This is a genomic window from Streptomyces sp. 2114.4 (genome assembly GCF_900187385.1).
Classification (GTDB): domain Bacteria; phylum Actinomycetota; class Actinomycetes; order Streptomycetales; family Streptomycetaceae; genus Streptomyces; species Streptomyces mooreae.
Genome location: NZ_FYEY01000001.1, coordinates 2287308 through 2302786, shown reverse-complemented (window position 1 = coordinate 2302786; position 15479 = coordinate 2287308). Strand labels below are relative to the sequence as shown.

15 protein-coding genes are annotated in these 15479 nt (G+C 66.1%); 5 read left to right on the top strand and 10 right to left on the bottom strand.

Annotated elements, in window-relative coordinates:
• Positions 1–6 precede the first annotated feature (6 nt).
• The gene (locus tag CFW40_RS09990; protein WP_088797458.1) at positions 7–228 is read right to left on the bottom strand and encodes a hypothetical protein; all 222 of its coding nucleotides are present in this window, start codon (positions 226–228) and stop codon (positions 7–9) included.
• Between the two features lie 926 nt (positions 229–1154).
• On the opposite strand from CFW40_RS09990, the gene CFW40_RS36070 reads away from it, so the two are divergent.
• Positions 1155–2891: an Hsp70 family protein gene (locus CFW40_RS36070; RefSeq protein WP_143034576.1), complete on the top strand. Its 1737-nt coding sequence runs from the start codon at positions 1155–1157 to the stop codon at positions 2889–2891.
• Between the two features lie 16 nt (positions 2892–2907).
• Positions 2908–3630: a hypothetical protein gene (locus tag CFW40_RS36605; protein WP_143034577.1), complete on the top strand. Its 723-nt coding sequence runs from the start codon at positions 2908–2910 to the stop codon at positions 3628–3630.
• A 128-nt stretch (positions 3631–3758) separates the two neighbouring features.
• On the opposite strand, the gene CFW40_RS09980 is transcribed toward CFW40_RS36605, so the two are convergent.
• Together CFW40_RS09980 and CFW40_RS09975 are read right to left on the bottom strand one after the other, a co-directional pair.
• A complete protein-coding gene (locus tag CFW40_RS09980; protein ID WP_088797456.1) occupies positions 3759–4073 on the bottom strand; it encodes an antibiotic biosynthesis monooxygenase in 315 nt (104 codons plus the stop codon).
• Between the two features lie 115 nt (positions 4074–4188).
• Entirely contained in the window at positions 4189–4668 is a 480-nt protein-coding gene (locus CFW40_RS09975; RefSeq protein ID WP_088797455.1) for a DUF2000 family protein, read from the bottom strand.
• Between the two features lie 67 nt (positions 4669–4735).
• Between CFW40_RS09975 and CFW40_RS09970 the strand changes: the two genes are divergently transcribed.
• The gene (locus CFW40_RS09970; RefSeq protein ID WP_088797454.1) at positions 4736–5584 is read left to right on the top strand and encodes an AraC family transcriptional regulator; all 849 of its coding nucleotides are present in this window, start codon (positions 4736–4738) and stop codon (positions 5582–5584) included.
• A gap of 233 nt (positions 5585–5817) precedes the next feature.
• Here the strand turns inward: CFW40_RS09970 and proP are convergent, their stop codons facing one another.
• The 3 genes from proP to CFW40_RS09955 all read right to left on the bottom strand — a co-directional run bounded on the left by proP (position 5818) and on the right by CFW40_RS09955 (position 9672).
• Entirely contained in the window at positions 5818–7317 is a 1500-nt protein-coding gene (proP, locus tag CFW40_RS09965; protein ID WP_088797453.1) for a glycine betaine/L-proline transporter ProP, read from the bottom strand.
• Positions 7318–7943: 626 nt separating this feature from the next.
• Positions 7944–8981: a CU044_5270 family protein gene (locus CFW40_RS09960; protein ID WP_088797452.1), complete on the bottom strand. Its 1038-nt coding sequence runs from the start codon at positions 8979–8981 to the stop codon at positions 7944–7946.
• A complete protein-coding gene (locus CFW40_RS09955; protein WP_088797451.1) occupies positions 8974–9672 on the bottom strand; it encodes an RNA polymerase sigma factor in 699 nt (232 codons plus the stop codon). Before CFW40_RS09955 ends, CFW40_RS09960 begins: the two co-directional genes overlap by 8 nt.
• 127 nt (positions 9673–9799) lie before the next feature.
• On the opposite strand from CFW40_RS09955, the gene ctaD reads away from it, so the two are divergent.
• Positions 9800–11446 carry a cytochrome c oxidase subunit I gene (gene ctaD, locus CFW40_RS09950; protein ID WP_088797450.1) on the top strand — a complete coding sequence of 549 codons (1647 nt, stop codon included), beginning with the start codon at positions 9800–9802 and terminating at the stop codon, positions 11444–11446.
• A gap of 26 nt (positions 11447–11472) precedes the next feature.
• On the top strand, positions 11473–11814 hold the full coding sequence (locus CFW40_RS09945) for a hypothetical protein (RefSeq protein ID WP_088797449.1): 342 nt from the start codon (positions 11473–11475) through the stop codon (positions 11812–11814).
• A 66-nt stretch (positions 11815–11880) separates the two neighbouring features.
• On the opposite strand, the gene CFW40_RS09940 is transcribed toward CFW40_RS09945, so the two are convergent.
• The 4 genes from CFW40_RS09940 to CFW40_RS09925 all read right to left on the bottom strand — a co-directional run bounded on the left by CFW40_RS09940 (position 11881) and on the right by CFW40_RS09925 (position 15475).
• Entirely contained in the window at positions 11881–12579 is a 699-nt protein-coding gene (locus CFW40_RS09940) for a hypothetical protein (protein ID WP_088797448.1), read from the bottom strand.
• A gap of 167 nt (positions 12580–12746) precedes the next feature.
• Positions 12747–13292: a DUF6114 domain-containing protein gene (locus CFW40_RS37955; protein WP_256331529.1), complete on the bottom strand. Its 546-nt coding sequence runs from the start codon at positions 13290–13292 to the stop codon at positions 12747–12749.
• Positions 13283–13903: a DUF6230 family protein gene (locus CFW40_RS09930; protein ID WP_088797447.1), complete on the bottom strand. Its 621-nt coding sequence runs from the start codon at positions 13901–13903 to the stop codon at positions 13283–13285. Before CFW40_RS09930 ends, CFW40_RS37955 begins: the two co-directional genes overlap by 10 nt.
• Before the next feature lie 339 nt (positions 13904–14242).
• The gene (locus CFW40_RS09925; RefSeq protein WP_088797446.1) at positions 14243–15475 is read right to left on the bottom strand and encodes a cytochrome P450; all 1233 of its coding nucleotides are present in this window, start codon (positions 15473–15475) and stop codon (positions 14243–14245) included.
• Positions 15476–15479 lie beyond the last annotated feature (4 nt).

Below are 15479 nucleotides of genomic sequence, written 5' to 3'. Positions count from 1 at the left end.
CGCCTGCTAGAGATCTACAAAATGAAGCGGGATGGCTCGTACTTCGATCAGCAAGCGTTCGCACATCTCTTGCGTGAAGATGAAGCGGCTGTTGCCGAGGTCAGAAATGCTGAGCGAGAAGAGCGCGCCGCTGCAATTAGAGCCGAAGAGGCGAGCCGTAATAACCAATATGAAGTCGACAGGGACTGGCGTCAGGCGCAGATTAGCATCCAGGTCAAAGCTGCTCAAGACAAGTTCGATCGCGATATGGCGAACGCTCCTTTCTCGTACTCGCCTGAGGAGCTTCGGGAGCTCGTTCGCGAGTCAACAAATGATGGATCTCGTCCAGCGCTCTTGGTTGCTCCGTTTTTCCACGATGAACTAAACAGAGAAGGGAATGACGACGGTCCTCACGCTTTTCGAGTTGCAATTCGACGAGCTTGGGTAAACTCGCCTTGGGCGGCTGATGTTTGCTCTATGGATGGCACCATGAATCGCCCTCTGAGGCAAACTGATCTTGATGTCGCACTTCTCCAAAGAGCTCTTGGTGACCTTCCGGTAATCCTCATCTACGGAGATGTTCAAGCTGGCAGGAGAGTATGGCCTACTCTCACAGCTTGGAACATAGTAAGTTCCGCGGAATTGCAATCCGTGCAAGTGAATTTTCCCCCGCTGTCCCTCCCGCCGGGTAGTTCAGACGAAGAGATTCAGCGTTCAAATCGTCTAGCTTTTGAGGACGAACTAGGTTACTCAACAGCCCTCACAGTCGGGCTGCTGGGAGAATGGTTTCATTTGGCTAACTACGGGCGCCCCCCGTACATCCATAGAACGCTTCCAGATAATATGGGACTTGAGCGACGGGCAATGGCGCTTGGACTGGTTGCTGCCTACGAAGTCGCAATTCAGAGAGGTAGAGTTGAAGGAGCTCACGGACGTATCCAACAAGCGGCTTTGTATAGGGATGCGCAATTCGTGAATGAGGCGAGAAGTTTTGCGCTCAACGCCTTGAATACGCTCGAAGGGCGTAATTCCCCTTGCGTTGACACATCCAACATTCGACTTCTCTTTGATGTGCTAACAGGTGTGGGGGATCCGTCGCAGGTCGCGAGGGCGTCCAGTCTCTTGGAATCCGTTGCGCACCGTTCAACTATGCGATCTCTGGGGTGGTGACATCTGTGAAGAAGCAGAAGGTTGCAGTTGCCGTTGACTTTGGTACACACGGCACGGGATATGCGTGGACGATCATTGATGAGGTTAAGAGCGGGAATCAGCGGCGAGACATCCACCCTCGGATGCAGTGGCCCTCGCATCCGATTCCCTATCCGAAGAACCTGACTGCGCTATTCTTTAGCGAGAAGGGTGAATTGCAGGCTTGGGGTTATGAGGCACGCCGGCAATTTAACTCGCGTTCTGCTGGTGACGGCACTCGTTACGTCAATTCCTTCAAGATGTCACTGGCCCCGACATCTTCAAAGGAGCCGGGGCGGCCTGAGCTCCCATCCGAGGCAATTTCTTCGGAAGAGGCGAAGGAACTGGTCGCCCTCTACCTCAAGAAGATCTTCCAAGAGGCTATGGCTGAGATCACGCGGAGCGGGTTTTCGGAGGATGAAATCCGTTGGTGTGTGACCGTCCCTGCTATTTGGGGTGACTACGAGAAGCAGCTGATGCGTGAAGCTGCAGAAACCGCCGGGTTGCCGAAAGACCCCAAGCGTCTACTGCTGGCTTACGAGCCAGAAGTGGCTGCCCACTACGCGCGCGTCTCTGGCGTACGTACAGCCAAGTTGACGGGAAAACGTGCCAACTTGCTATCCCCTGGCTCGCGATTTCTGGTTGCAGATTGCGGGGGTGGGACGGTCGATATTACTGCCTACCGGGCGATCTCTGGCGATAGCCTTGAGGAGATCGGGCGAGAGTGCGGCGGAAAATTTGGCTCAGAGTATATCAATCGTGCATTCGTGGAAGATATCCTTGTGTCGCGATTTGGGTCTTTCGATGCTCTTGATCGTATTAGGGAGCAGCAGCCTACCGCCATCATCGATCTGATTGATGATTGGGAGAAGGCGAAACTTCACTTCGCCATGGGCCAGAATGAAGAGATAAATATCCAGATTTCCTTGGCTCTCGACCGATGCCTTGATGAAAGTGCTCGCGCCGCGCTGGCGAAGTCCCAGGATGGGTTTACGGACGCCATTGTCATCTCGCCGGATGAAGCGCGTAGTGCGTTCGAGGTTGTAGTACCCGGAATTCTTGAGTTGGTCGATCGGCAACTAGATGAGATGAAGCGGCAGCGACGGAACGCTCGCGGCAAGGAGCTAATAGTTCTCGTTGGAGGGTTCGGTAATTCTCCCTACCTTAGGAGCAGGCTAGAGCAGCACTTGGAAGGTCGAGCGGAGGTGATTACACCTCCGGATCCACAGGTTGCCGTTCTGTATGGAGCAGTCTATTTCGCCTGCAACCCGCAAGTACGGATTAGGCGAGCCCGGCTGACGTACGGATGCAATACGTCCAGGACGTTTCGACCGCGAATCGATCCTCCAGAGTTCAAGTTCACTGGGCCTGAAAATAGGGATAGGTGTAGAAATCGATTCTGCGTCTTCGTAACTCACGGCCAGAAGGTAAGGGTGGATGAGGTAGTTGAGCATTCGCTGGCCCCAGTCTGGGATACGCAGCGGGACATCGTCATTGAGGTATATGGCACGCGTAGCGTGTATCCGCAATACGTCACAGAACAGGATTGTCAGAAGATCGGGAGCGTCACTGTCGACCTTTCTAATGTGATGCATCTAGACTTGGGTGAACGTGGGGTAAATGTTGCTATGCAGTTCGGCGAGACCGAGATAAAGGTAACAGCGACGGTCAAGGAGACCGGAGACGTCGTGCAGGCAGACCTGGACTTTGTTCCGTTGTCGTGAATGGGTGACGAGCGCTATGGCAGATGAACCTGATTACATGGGCGACGAAATTTTTCCCGATGGCGAGTTCGAAGATCCGGACGCTGCCCAGCCCGGCGCAGTCATGGAAGATGGCACTTCTGAGCTGGAGTGGGAAGTTAGATTACTTCAAGAGGCGATTCAAGAAGCACAGAGGGAGATAGCCGCACTTCGGGTTTCTGTGGAGGAGTCAGATGCTCGAATCGATCGCATGTTGTCGCAATGGACGCGACACCGGGACGACCTTGACTCTCTGCAGTCTGAGGGGCATCGGCTGCTCGCGGAGAAATATGTAGGATTTGTCGAGCAAGCTTTGTTCGGGCTGGCGCGAAAATCGGTTGCGCTACACCCTAAAGAGGATTCTGGGGACGCCATTTCTCGGACCGTCCAGAAGCTCTGTCTTGAGATTTTTGGAAGAGCTGACGCCAGCGAGGTTCGGCTTAGGCGCATTGTAAAAGCCCGGTCGACTGATGCATTGGCCTCGCACGTGAGTAATGTCTTCCATCAGGGCATTGCTTTGCTTAGGGAGGCTCGATCGATGAGGGCGAGAGGGTACTGGGACTTCGAATGCTCCGAGGGTGAGCTAGTAGAGGCTGATCGGCATCAGGTCTGGGGTAAGTCGGACCCCGACGGGCTGGTGCGTTACGTCGTCGCACCTGCGTACATGGCCAATGGGGTGCGCTATTGCCTGCAACGGGTTGTCACGGTCGAACGTGCGTAGTCTCGTTGCCGGAGGACTGGGCAGAAACATGGGCACGTGCCCCGTACCCAATGGGGATACGGGGCACGTTCCGTTCGTGCATGATTATTTCGGGCTACGTTGACAGCCTGGGCTCGATGCGGGAGCTATTAGCCCTTAGGAGCTGCCTGCTGCACGACCTCGAACGACCACACCGTGGAGCCGCTGGCGGCGGGCTTCGGCCGGTCGCTGCCGCCCTGGTGGGCCGTCTTCATGGGGCCCTCCATCCACGCCTGGAACGACTCTTCGTCGCGCCAGCGCGTGTACACCAGGTAGTTGTCGGTGCCTTCGACCGGGCGGAGGAGTTCGAACCACTCGAAGCCGTCGGAGTTTTCCACCGCGTGGGCGCGCGACGCGAAGCGCTTCTCCAGCACCTCGCGCTGCTCGGCGGGCACGGTCAGTACATTGATCTTGACTACGCTCATGGCTTCATCTTGCCGCACGGCCGCCCCGCGGCAACGAGCGAGGCGCGCCGGCTCCGCGACGGCGATTCCACGGGCAACTTCGCGGCAAGGCCCGCAGGCTCGGTTGTTCGGTTGTTCAGTCGTGCAGTTTCAGGCCCTTGGTGATTTTGTCGATGATGCCGCGTGGGCCGTGGACGGCGAGTCCCACCAGGTCGAGGTCGGCGACAGCCACCGCCCGTACCGCTGCCCGGTTGTCGTCGTCGTTTCCCGTGCGGAACATGTCGGCGGTGTACAGCGCGGTCGGTACGCCGCGGCTGAGGGCACGGGCGTGGGTACGGGACAGCGCCCGGGAATCGGCGGTGTAGCACAGCACCGGCTCGCGGAACAGCGCCAGGTAGTCCTGTCCGGAGGCGTCCTCGTAGGGCTTGCCCATGATGTCGTCACGGGCGTGTGCGATACCGCTGGCGAGGAAGGCGGTGACGTTCAGCTTCTGCCAGACGGCGAGTTCGTCCCGGACGATCACGGCGATCTTGGTGTCGAAGCGGGCCGGGGCCGGGGCAGTGTCGGGGGATGCGGTCGGGGTCGTGCCGGGGGATGCGGTCGGTGCAGTCGTCATACGGGGAGTGTCGTCCGGCATCCGGACGGCCGTCTTGAACGCTGGTGCGGCGCGGCAGACTGGCGTGATGAGCAGGCAGCACGGCGGGGACTGGGCGCGCTACTGGCGCGACCCCGAGCGGCCCCTGGAAGCGATGCATGCGCACTTCGTCCGCCATGTCTTTCACCCGCACAGTCATGACGCCTACTCGTTCGCCGTGACGGAGACCGGCGCCCAGCGCTTCACCTGCCGCGGTGCGGGCCACACCAGCGCGGCCGGCATGGTGATGGCGTTCAATCCGGACGACCCCCACGACGGCGAGTCCGCCGTCGAACTCGGCTTCACCTACCGGATCATGCACATCGGCCCGGACGTGGTCCGCGACGTTCTCGACGATGTCACCGACGGCCGGGGCGCCATGCCGCTGTTCGCCCGTCCGGTCGTCGACGACCCGGTGCTGGCCCGCGCCCTGCGCCGGCTGCACCCGGCACTGGTCGGCGGCGCGGACCCGTTGGTGCGGGAGGAACGGCTCACCGCGGCCGTCGAGGCCATGGTGCGGCGCAACGCGTCCCGCGGCACACCCGCCGGACCGCGCGAACTGCCCCCGGGCGCACAGGTACCGGCGGCGCGCCGCGTCCGCGAGCTGCTGAGGGCGGCCTACGACCAGCCGCTGTCCGCGCAGGATCTCGCCGATGCGGCGGGCTGCAGCCGCTTTGCGCTCTACCGGGCGTTCCGGGCCGAGTACGGCATGGCGCCCAGCGACTTCCAGCGGCTGCTGCGGCTGCGCCGCGCCCGCACGCTGCTCATCGACGGCCGGCCGGCCGTCGAGGCGGCCACCGAGGCCGGCTTCGCCGACCAGGCGCACTTCCACCGTTGGTTCGTGCGCTGCTTCGGTGTCACGCCGGGTGCCTTCCAGGGGGCCGGCGCGCGGACGTGAGGCGCCTGACGTGAGGCGCCTGACGTCAGGTCGCAGGCGTGTGGTCGCGGGCGTGAGGCCGTACACGTGAGGCAGCAGACCTGGGGCCGTAGACCTGGGGCCGTAGACCTGAGGCCGTACACAGCACTCCGCCCCGCCGGCTGGACCGGCGGGGCGGAAGGAAGCGGCAGTGGTGAAGGACCCGATCGGGCCGTCGTCTGCCGGGGCGCGCGGTGCGCTCGTGCGGTGTGCGGTCAGGCTGCCGAACCGGCCGTGGCCGCGCTGCGGACCTCGCGTGCCTCCGCCTCGGTCTCGACGGCCGGCGGGGAGCCGGGCAGCGGCTTGCGGGCGCTCTCCGTCATGAGCAGGACGGCGATGCCGCCGATCACGGCCGCCGCCATCATGTAGTAGGCGGGCATCATCTTGTTGCCGGTCGCGCCGATCAGGGCGGTGACCACCAGCGGCGTCGTGCCGCCGAAGAGCGACACGGACACGTTGAAGCCGATCGACAGCGAGCCGTAGCGCACCTTGGTCGGGAACAGGGCGGGCAGCGCGGACGGCATGGCCGCGGTGAAGGTGACCAGCAGCAGTCCGAGGGCGGCCATGCCCAGCGCGATGGCGGCCAGCGAACCCTGCCGGATCAGCAGCAGGGCCGGCACGGACAGCACCAGGAAGCCGACGCAGCCCGCGCCGATGACCGGACGGCGGCCGAAGCGGTCGGTGAGCCGGCCCGCGAACGGCTGGACGCCCATCATCAGGACCATCACCGCGAGCACGACCAGCAGTCCGTGCGTCTCGTCGTACTTGAGCTCCGAGGTCAGGTAGCTCGGCATGTACGACAGCAGCATGTAGTCCGTGACGTTGAAGACCAGGACCAGTCCGACGCAGAGCAGCATCGACCGCCACTGACCGAAGATCATCTCGCGGATGCCGATCCGCTTCTCGGCCTCGCGGCGCGCCTTCTCCTTGGTCCGCGCCTCCTTCTCCAACTGGGCGAAGGCCGGGGTCTCTTCCAGCCGCATCCGCAGGTAGAGGCCGATGATGCCCATCGGTCCGGCGATCAGGAACGGGATGCGCCAGCCCCAGGAGTTCAGGTCGTCGGTGGACAGCAGCGCGGTCATCAGCGTGACCAGGCCGGCGCCGCCGACGTAACCGGCCAGGGTGCCGAACTCCAGCCAGCTGCCGAGGAATCCGCGCTTCTTGTCGGGCGCGTACTCGGCGATGAAGGTGGAGGCGCCGCCGTATTCGCCGCCGGTGGAGAAGCCCTGTACCAGGCGGGCGACGAGCAGCAGGATGGGTGCCCCGACGCCGATGGAGGCATAGGACGGGATCAGGCCGATGGAGAAGGTGCCGGCGGCCATCATGATCATGGTGATCGCCAGGATCTTCTGCCGGCCGATCTTGTCACCGAGCGGCCCGAAGACCATGCCGCCGATGGGGCGGACCAGGAACGCCGCCGCGAACGCCCCGAACGTCGACAGCAACTGCGCGGTCGGATTCCCGGACGGGAAGAAGACGTGTCCGAGGGTGACCGCGATGTAGCTGTACACGCCGAAGTCGAACCACTCCATCGCATTGCCGAGCGCGGCCGCCGACACGGCACGTTTGACCATCGCGGGATCGACGACGGTCACCTCGCCCGATGGCTGCTGTGCCGAATCTCCGGCCCGCTCACGCTGCGGATCGGATGCGGTATCGGCTCGGCTGCCGACGGGGTTACGGGGCCCGGGGGCGACGGTGGAATGCGTCGGCACGTGCTCGCTCGCCTGCGCTCTCTTTGGACGACAACATGACCTGGCCCGCCACGGAGCGGCGGGCCCAAGCCCACCATGGAGCGGCGGGCAAAGGTCGACCATAGGGGCAGACCGGATCATCACGGACAGTGCGCGGACGACCGCGCAGGTGGCCGTATACCCGCTCCTTGCTGGGTAAACGTCCTGTCGCGCAGCAATCCACGGCACTTATGTCTGTGATCCATATCGCGATGATCCGCTGCAACCTTCGGTGGATTGTGAGGTGTGCCACGTGTAGGTGTGCCATGTATACGCGTGGAGGAGGGGTGGGACCGGACGGTCGGACAGAGGGGCGCCGCGGCGGGCAGGAAGGCGGTGCGGGCCGGCAGAGGAGCGGCACGGCCGGTGGGAAAAGCGGCACGGCCGGTGGGGAAGCGGCACGGCCGGTGGGTAGCGGCGCGGGCCGACATGGAAGCGGCGCGGCGGCACACTTCCGACCGCCGCGCCGATGTGGATCGTCGCGTTCCCTCAAGGATCAGCCATGCCCCCCGGCCCCGCCACTCGGGCGCGGGCCCGGCCCCCCCCCGCCACGGCCCGCGGCCGCACCGCCACACCTCCTGGCAGCCACCGTCCCGGACAGCCGCGCCTCACGGCATCCACGCCTCGTACGACATGACCTCCCCCGACTTGATCCTGAACTCCGGCACGTCCTTGGTGAAGGTGATCTCCAGCCCCAGGAGTTCGCCGGTGCGCGGATCGAGGATCACCATCTGGCGGGTGGAGTTCGCGGCGCCGTCGGGCCCGTCGTACACATACGCCTGCCCGCGCCGGCCCAGCCGGTCGGTGACCACGCCGGCCTGCCGCAGCCCGTCCGCATCGGCCAGCATCCGGACGATGGCGGCCGTCTCGCGCCGCCCCGGCGTCCACTGCTGGCGGAGGGAGGAGAGCGCCGACAGGAGCTCCGGAGTCGTACGGGTGCCGCCCGGACCGCCGTACAGCCACGACAGCTGTTCGCGCAGTGCCGCGGGGTCGGTCGACGGCCTCGTACGGGAGGCGAGGCCGCTGTGCTGGGCCTCCGAGCCCGCCGGATAGGTCTTGCGGTGCAGCACCTTGCCGTCGCTGACGGTCTGCCAGTGCCCGTCGTTGTCGTGGATCACCGGACGGCCCGGGTGCCGCGGGTCGGTGGCCACGACCAGTTCCGAGCCGCTGCCGTCGTCGTGCCAGCGGGTGATGCGCTCCTCGGGCACGGTGACGGGCGGATCGGCGTCGGGGCCCGACTCCATGCTCATGTACCAGCTCTGCAGATGGCTGCCCCGGCTCGGCCCGTCCGAGGAACCGGCCGCCCGGGCCCTGGCCTCCGCCCTGCGGGCGAGGACGTCCAGGGAGACGGACGGCGCATCGGCGTGCAGGGCGAGGGCGACGGGCGCCGCGACGGCGGGGCCGCTGCCGGCGCCGGAAAAGGTGAGTACGAGCGCGGCGACGACGGCCGACGACACGGCGGTCAGGCCCAGTACCAGACGGCGACGGCGGACGGGACGCGGACGGCCGGGGGGGATCGCGCTCGCGCCGGCCGTCAGTGCCTGCAGACGGGCCTCGGCCGACGCGGTCAGCGGGCGGTCGCGCCAGGGCCCCTCATCGGCGGCGACGGGGTCGGCCTGCCGCAGCAGCTCCAGTTCCTCAGTCATGGCGGCGGCCTCCGGCTCGGGTCGGTACGGGGTGGTGGGTCACTCTGGGCGGCGTGGCTGGTGCGGGGACCTGCGCGGCCGGGGAGGGGGGCTGCGCAGGGGGAGACGGTGGCTGTGCAGGGGGAGAGGGTTGCTGCGCAGGAGGCGCGTCGAGTCGTGACGGGGGCGCGTCGGGCCGGGCAGCGCCTCTCTGCCGCATGCGCTCGATCTGCGTACGGAGCCGGCCGCGCGCCCGGTGCAGCCGCATGGCCGCCGCGCTCCGGCCGCAGCCGAGCGTCACCGCCAGCTCCTCGACGGTCAGTTCCTCCCAGGCCGTCAGGCGCAGCACCTCCCGGTCGGCGGGGGAGAGCCGGGCCAGCGCCTCGTGCACCCAGGAGCCGGGCCGCTCCGCGTCCGGGCTCTCCACGGTCTGCCGCTGGTGCGCCGCCTCGTGGTTGCCGAGCCGGTGCAGCAGCCGCCGGTAACGGCCCAGCCCCCGCACCGTATTGGCGAGACAGTTCCGGGCCACCCCGTACAGCCAGGGCAGTGGCGCGTCGGGGAGATCGGTGCGGCGTCTCCAGGCTATGGAGAAGACCTCCGCCACCACTTCCTCGACCTCGTGTGCCTGCCCGTCCAGCCGTCGCGCGACGAAGCGGCTGACCGCCCAGTAGTGCGCGCGATAGGCCTCGGCGAAGGCGTCGTCCGTGCTCATGGCCCCTTGGTGTCCGGCATGGCTTTGATCGTCACACCTCCCCGGGGTGAGACTTGCCACCGGCCGTCAGGGCCCGTCGTTCCCCGCGCTCTGTGACGTCCGCTGCGGCTGCGGACACCTACGGGGCATGAGATCCCCCGTGAAGTGGCTGACGACCACCGACCACAAGACGATCGGCACGCTGTACCTGGTCACCGCCTTCGCGTTCTTCTGCGTCGGCGGAGTGATGGCGCTGCTGATGCGCGCCGAGCTCGCCCGTCCCGGCCACCAGCTCCTGTCGAACGAGCAGTTCAACCAGGCGTTCACGATGCACGGCACGGTCATGCTGCTGATGTTCGCGACGCCGCTGTTCGCCGGCTTCGCGAACTGGATCATGCCGCTGCAGATCGGCGCGCCCGATGTCGCCTTTCCCCGGCTGAACATGTTCGCGTACTGGCTCTATCTCTTCGGTTCGCTGATCGCGGTGGGGGGATTTCTGACGCCTCAAGGGGCGGCGGACTTCGGCTGGTTCGCGTATGCGCCGCTCTCCGACGCCGTGCATTCCCCCGGTATCGGCGGCGATATGTGGATCATGGGTCTGGCCTTCTCGGGCTTCGGCACGATCCTCGGTTCGGTCAACTTCATCACGACGATCATCTGCATGCGGGCTCCCGGCATGACGATGTTCCGGATGCCGATCTTCACCTGGAATGTGCTGCTGACCGGTGTGCTGGTCCTGCTGGCCTTCCCGGTGCTGGCGGCGGCGCTGTTCGCGCTGGAGGCGGACCGTAAATTCGGGGCGCATGTCTTCGATGCCGCAAATGGCGGCGCATTGCTCTGGCAGCACCTCTTCTGGTTCTTCGGCCATCCAGAGGTGTACATCATCGCCTTGCCGTTCTTCGGGATCATTTCCGAGGTCATTCCGGTGTTCTCCCGGAAGCCGATGTTCGGTTACATGGGTCTGATTGCGGCGACGGTGTCGATTGCCGGTCTGTCGGTCACGGTGTGGGCGCACCACATGTATGTGACGGGCGGTGTGCTGTTGCCGTTCTTCTCGTTCATGACGTTCCTGATCGCGGTGCCGACCGGTGTGAAGTTCTTCAACTGGATCGGCACGATGTGGAAGGGCTCGCTGTCCTTCGAGACGCCGATGCTGTGGACGATCGGCTTCCTGATCACCTTCACCTTCGGTGGTCTGACCGGTGTCATCCTGGCGTCGCCGCCGATGGACTTCCACGTCTCGGACTCGTACTTCGTGGTGGCGCACTTCCACTACGTGGTGTTCGGCACGGTCGTCTTCGCGATGTTCGCCGGCTTCCACTTCTGGTGGCCGAAGTTCACCGGCAAGATGCTGGACGAGCGGCTGGGCAAGATCACCTTCTGGACGCTGTTCGTGGGCTTCCACGGCACCTTCCTCGTCCAGCACTGGCTGGGCGCCGAGGGCATGGTGCGGCGTATCCCCGACTATCTCGCCGCGGACGGATTCACCGCCCTGAACACCGTCTCCAGCATCTTCTCCTTCCTCCTCGGGCTCTCCTTGCTGCCGTTCTTCTACAACGTCTGGAAGACGGCGAAGTACGGCGAGAAGGTCGAGGCCGACGACCCGTGGGGCTATGGCCGCTCGCTGGAGTGGGCGACGTCCTGCCCGCCGCCGCGGCACAACTTCCGTACCCTGCCGCGCATTCGCTCCGAATCCCCGGCGTTCGACCTGCACCACCCGGAGATCGCCCAGGAGGCCGGTGCCCTGACCGATACCGGTAAAGCGCCCGTCGCCGGAATCGGAGCACGCATATGAACGAGGGCACACGGAGGCGTGAGGACATGCCACTCGATCAGGACCGGGCCATCAACGAGATCGAGGGATTCCTGCTCCGGGAGGCGGAGAAGGACCGTGCGCGCAGCCGTGCGCGGGCCTTCTGCGACGGCCTGCCCTGGCTCACCGATTCCCAGCGGCGGGAGGTGGAACGGAGCTATTGCCAGGACCAGCGCGACACCTCCCGGGCGTACCTGGAGCGCATCGCGGTCCGCAGCGCCGCCCTGCGGACCGAGTACGAAGGCGTCTACCGGGCCCTGCGGCGACGGCTTCTCACCGCATTCCTGAGCGGCACGGTGGCGGTGGTGGCGCTGCTCACCGTGGCGGCCGTCGGCCTGGTCGTCCGCTGAGCGGACGGCGGCCCACCCGGGAACGGGGCGGTCGGCCGGCCGACCGCCGGCCGGCCGGTCGGTCGCTCAGCCCGTGACGGTGATCTGCGAGGCGGGATCGGTGGTGTCGGCCACCTTGTAGGTGGCGTTGAAGGTCGAGGTGGTGGCGCTGGTCGGGCAGCCGAAACCGCCCGTCACCTTCACCGGCACCTGCGCGTTGGTGAAACCGAGGGTGGAGGGCGCGCCGTTGGTCCAGGTGCCGTTCACCGTTGCCGCCGAGGCGGGGGCCGCGGCCACCGTGCAGGACGCCAGGCCGCTGGTCTTGAGGACGAAACCGCCGACGGGGATGGTCAGTCCGGCGGTCACCGGCGCCCCGTTCTGCATGGCCACGCCCCAGGTGCCGCCGGTGGTGACGCTCGCGCTGACACCCGGCATGCTCGTCGAGCAGGAGCTGTAGGTGGCCGGAGTGATGGAGCTGCTGACCGGGCCGGCCGGGTTGTGGTTGCCGGGCGCGGCCGGAACCTGTCCGCTGGAGGAAGAGACCGTACAGGTGACGGTCACCGAACCTGCCTTGAAGGTGGCCTTGCCGCTGAGCGCGGCGGTGAAACCGTGGCCCGCGGGACTCACGGTCGTGGACGCTGCCAGGGCGGACGGTGCGGCGGCGGGCTGTGCCGCCGCCGAGCCCGTCATGGCGAGCGACAGACCGAGGGCCGCGACGACCCCGGTACCGGCGGTGAGTAAGGCGCGCTGACGGGGTGTGTGCCGGGCAGGCTGCGTCATGGTCATCGTGGGTCTCCTTCGAGGGGTGGGGTGCCGGGGGGATGCGGATGGGTGCCGGAGGGGGCGGTGCGACGGGTGGTGCGAGGCAGCGCTCCGGTTCCGTACGCGGGCAAGGCATGGGGATGTGCGTACGGGGGTGCGCTTACGGGCGGACGCCGACGGGGGCGGCGGGCTTACGGTTCGCTGGGGGCGGGCGCGCTGCCGCCGGGCTCGGCAAGGGCCCCGGGTTCGGCAACGGTCCGGGGTTCGGCAACAGTCCCGAGTTCGGAAACGGTCCCGGGTTCGGAAACGGCCCCGGACTCGGCAACGGCCGTGGGAGCAACGGCGGTTGCGGTGGTGGCGGCCATGGCGGTGTCGGCGGCGGTTGCGGGTTCCGTCGGGGTGACCGGCTGCCAGGCAAAGATCATCGAGCCGCCGAGAATCCCGATGATGGTGCCGATCAGAAAGCCGCCGAGGTTGGACATCACCAGCGCGGCCGCCGCGCACAGCACGGTGAGCACACCCGCGAGGCCGCGGTAGTGCGGCGCGAACCACGCCGAGAGCCCCATCACGATCATCACCAGCCCCATCAGCACCGACGGGATACCCGCGATGCCCTGCTGCAGCATGATCTTCAGCGGTGCCAGCGGGATGGCGCAGATCTCGGCGCCGGCGAGGACGGCCGCCAGGCCGCCCCAGAAGGGCCGCCCCCTCCGCCAGCGCCGCCAGGTCAGAAGCATTCCTTCTTGCCCTTGGAGATCTTCATATTGAGGCCGGACAGCTTGAAGGTCCCCGCGTTGGTGGCCCACGCGGTCTGCCGGAGGCTGCTGATGTTGATGTCATCGGCCTGCTGGGCGAAGAGGTCCTGCATGCCCTGGGCGCTGTCCGGCCCCTTGTCGAGGGTGGAGGCGTCCCGGCCGATCTCGATCTGGTGGAAGGTCGCATTGCCGGAGAGCTGGGTGGCGTCCACGAAGAGATTGGTCGCCTCGACGGGCTTGCCGCCCGTACCGGCGCTGAGGTTGAGCGAGATATCGCCGATGACCGGCAGGTGGGTGACGACCGACTGGCACAGGTGGTTCATCCGGGCCGACTTGATGGCGGTGACGGCGACCGGCAGGAGATCTCCCCTGGCGTTCGCGTCCACACCGCCGTACTGGGCGAACCCCTCGCCCGCGAGGCTGTCGGCGGAGACCTTGAACTGCTGCCCCGAGACGGCGAATGATGCCGCCAGCGCCCCGTTGGCCAGGGCGATGCCCAGGGCGGCGGTGCCGGCGAGGGCCGGAACGGACAGCACGGCGAACTTCCGCCAGCTGATGCGTCCCGTGACAGGTCTGCCGTGTGCGTCCTTCATGATGGTATGTCCCCTTCGGAGAGCGGTGGAGCGCACTGTCGAACGTGTGGGGGTGCGGGTGCGCGAGGTGCGGGTGGTGCTGGAGTCGCGTGGGGAGCCGGTCTGGGCATCCATGGGGGACGTCGTGCGGCTCGGGGTGCGCGGTGTCGAGCGGTGCGCGAAAAGGATGAACTGCCAATTGTTACTGGCGAGTTGAATGTAAGTCTGCCCATGGCGGCTGGCAAGGTTGAGGGCGGAACCGTTTTCGGACATACCGCCGGTCCGGCTTTCGCCGCTCGCCGCCGGCCGTTGGCTGCCCGCCACCGGCCGTTGCGCCCGTCGTCCGTTGCACCCGTCAGCTCAGCCGTAGTGAACCTGAAGCTCCTTGACCCCGTTGATCCAGGCCGAGCGGAGCCGGCGCGGGTCGCCTGCCAGGCTGATGTCGGGCATGGCGTCGGCAAGGGCGTTGAAGATCAGGTTGATCTCCAGGACCGCAAGGGACTTGCCGAGGCAGAAGTGCGGCCCGCCGCCGCCGAACCCCAGGTGGGGATTGGGGTCGCGGGTGATGTCGAAGGCCTCGGGGTGGTCGAAGACCTCCGGGTCGTGGTTGGCGGAGGAGTAGAAGATCCCCACCCGCTGGCCCCTCTTGATCTTCGCCCCGCCCAGTTCGGTGTCCTGGGTGGCGGTGCGCTGGAAGGAGACCACTGGCGTCGCCCACCGCACGATCTCCTCGGCCGTCGTCCCGGGGCGCTCGCGCTTGTAGAGCTCCCACTGGTCGGGATGGGTGAGGAAGGCGTGCATCCCATGGGTGATGGCATTGCGCGTCGTCTCGTTGCCGGCCACCGCCAGCAGCAGCACGAAGAAGCCGAATTCGTCCGAGCCGAGATTCCCTTCGTGCTCCGCCGCGACCAGCCGGCTGACGATGTCCTTGGCCGGGCACTCCTTGCGCGCCGCGGCGAGGTTCATGGCGTACGAGATCAGCTCCATGGCCGCGTTGACGCCGACCTCTTCGGTGATGGCCAGTTCGGGATCGTCGTACGCGATCATCTTGTTCGACCAGTCGAAGATCCGGGCCCGGTCGCCCTGGGGGATGCCGATGAGTTCCGCGATGGCCTGGAGGGGCAGTTCACACGCGATATCGGTGACGAAGTCACCGGAGCCCTTCCGGCGCGCCTCGGCGACGATACGCGCCGCCCGCTCGCGCAAGGCGTCCTCCAGGGCGCGGATGGCGCGCGGGGTGAAACCGCGCTGGACGATCTGGCGGACCCGGGTGTGCTCGGGCGGGTCCATGTTCAGCATGATCAGCTTCTGGACGTCGATCTGGTCGCGGGTCATGGACGCCTGGAAGCGGATGATCGAGGTGTTGAGGTTCGCGGAGAAGAGCTCCGGCTTGGTGGACACCTCTTTGACGTCCTGGTGACGGGTGACCACCCAATAGCCGTCGTCACCGAAGCCGGCGATGCCGTGCGGCTGGGCGTTCCACCACACGGGTGCGGTCTGCCGCAACTGCGCGAACTCCGGGAGCGGAACGCGGGACTGGTAGACGTCGGGGTCGGTGAAGTCGAACCCTTCGGGCAACGCGGGGCATGGCATCGGC

What these genes read in the sequence shown, in the direction of transcription:
- CFW40_RS36605 (WP_143034577.1), top strand. Translation starts at nt 2,908, where the DNA reads ATGGCAGATGAACCTGATTACATGGGCGACGAAATTTTTCCCGATGGC.
- CFW40_RS09980 (WP_088797456.1), bottom strand. Translation starts at nt 4,073, where the DNA reads ATGAGCGTAGTCAAGATCAATGTACTGACCGTGCCCGCCGAGCAGCGC.
- CFW40_RS09975 (WP_088797455.1), bottom strand. Translation starts at nt 4,668, where the DNA reads ATGACGACTGCACCGACCGCATCCCCCGGCACGACCCCGACCGCATCC.
- CFW40_RS09970 (WP_088797454.1), top strand. Translation starts at nt 4,736, where the DNA reads ATGAGCAGGCAGCACGGCGGGGACTGGGCGCGCTACTGGCGCGACCCC.
- CFW40_RS09960 (WP_088797452.1), bottom strand. Translation starts at nt 8,981, where the DNA reads ATGACTGAGGAACTGGAGCTGCTGCGGCAGGCCGACCCCGTCGCCGCC.
- CFW40_RS09955 (WP_088797451.1), bottom strand. Translation starts at nt 9,672, where the DNA reads ATGAGCACGGACGACGCCTTCGCCGAGGCCTATCGCGCGCACTACTGG.
- ctaD (WP_088797450.1), top strand. Translation starts at nt 9,800, where the DNA reads ATGAGATCCCCCGTGAAGTGGCTGACGACCACCGACCACAAGACGATC.
- CFW40_RS09945 (WP_088797449.1), top strand. Translation starts at nt 11,473, where the DNA reads ATGCCACTCGATCAGGACCGGGCCATCAACGAGATCGAGGGATTCCTG.
- CFW40_RS09940 (WP_088797448.1), bottom strand. Translation starts at nt 12,579, where the DNA reads ATGACCATGACGCAGCCTGCCCGGCACACACCCCGTCAGCGCGCCTTA.
- CFW40_RS37955 (WP_256331529.1), bottom strand. Translation starts at nt 13,292, where the DNA reads ATGCTTCTGACCTGGCGGCGCTGGCGGAGGGGGCGGCCCTTCTGGGGC.
- CFW40_RS09930 (WP_088797447.1), bottom strand. Translation starts at nt 13,903, where the DNA reads ATGAAGGACGCACACGGCAGACCTGTCACGGGACGCATCAGCTGGCGG.
- CFW40_RS09925 (WP_088797446.1), bottom strand. Translation starts at nt 15,475, where the DNA reads ATGCCATGCCCCGCGTTGCCCGAAGGGTTCGACTTCACCGACCCCGAC.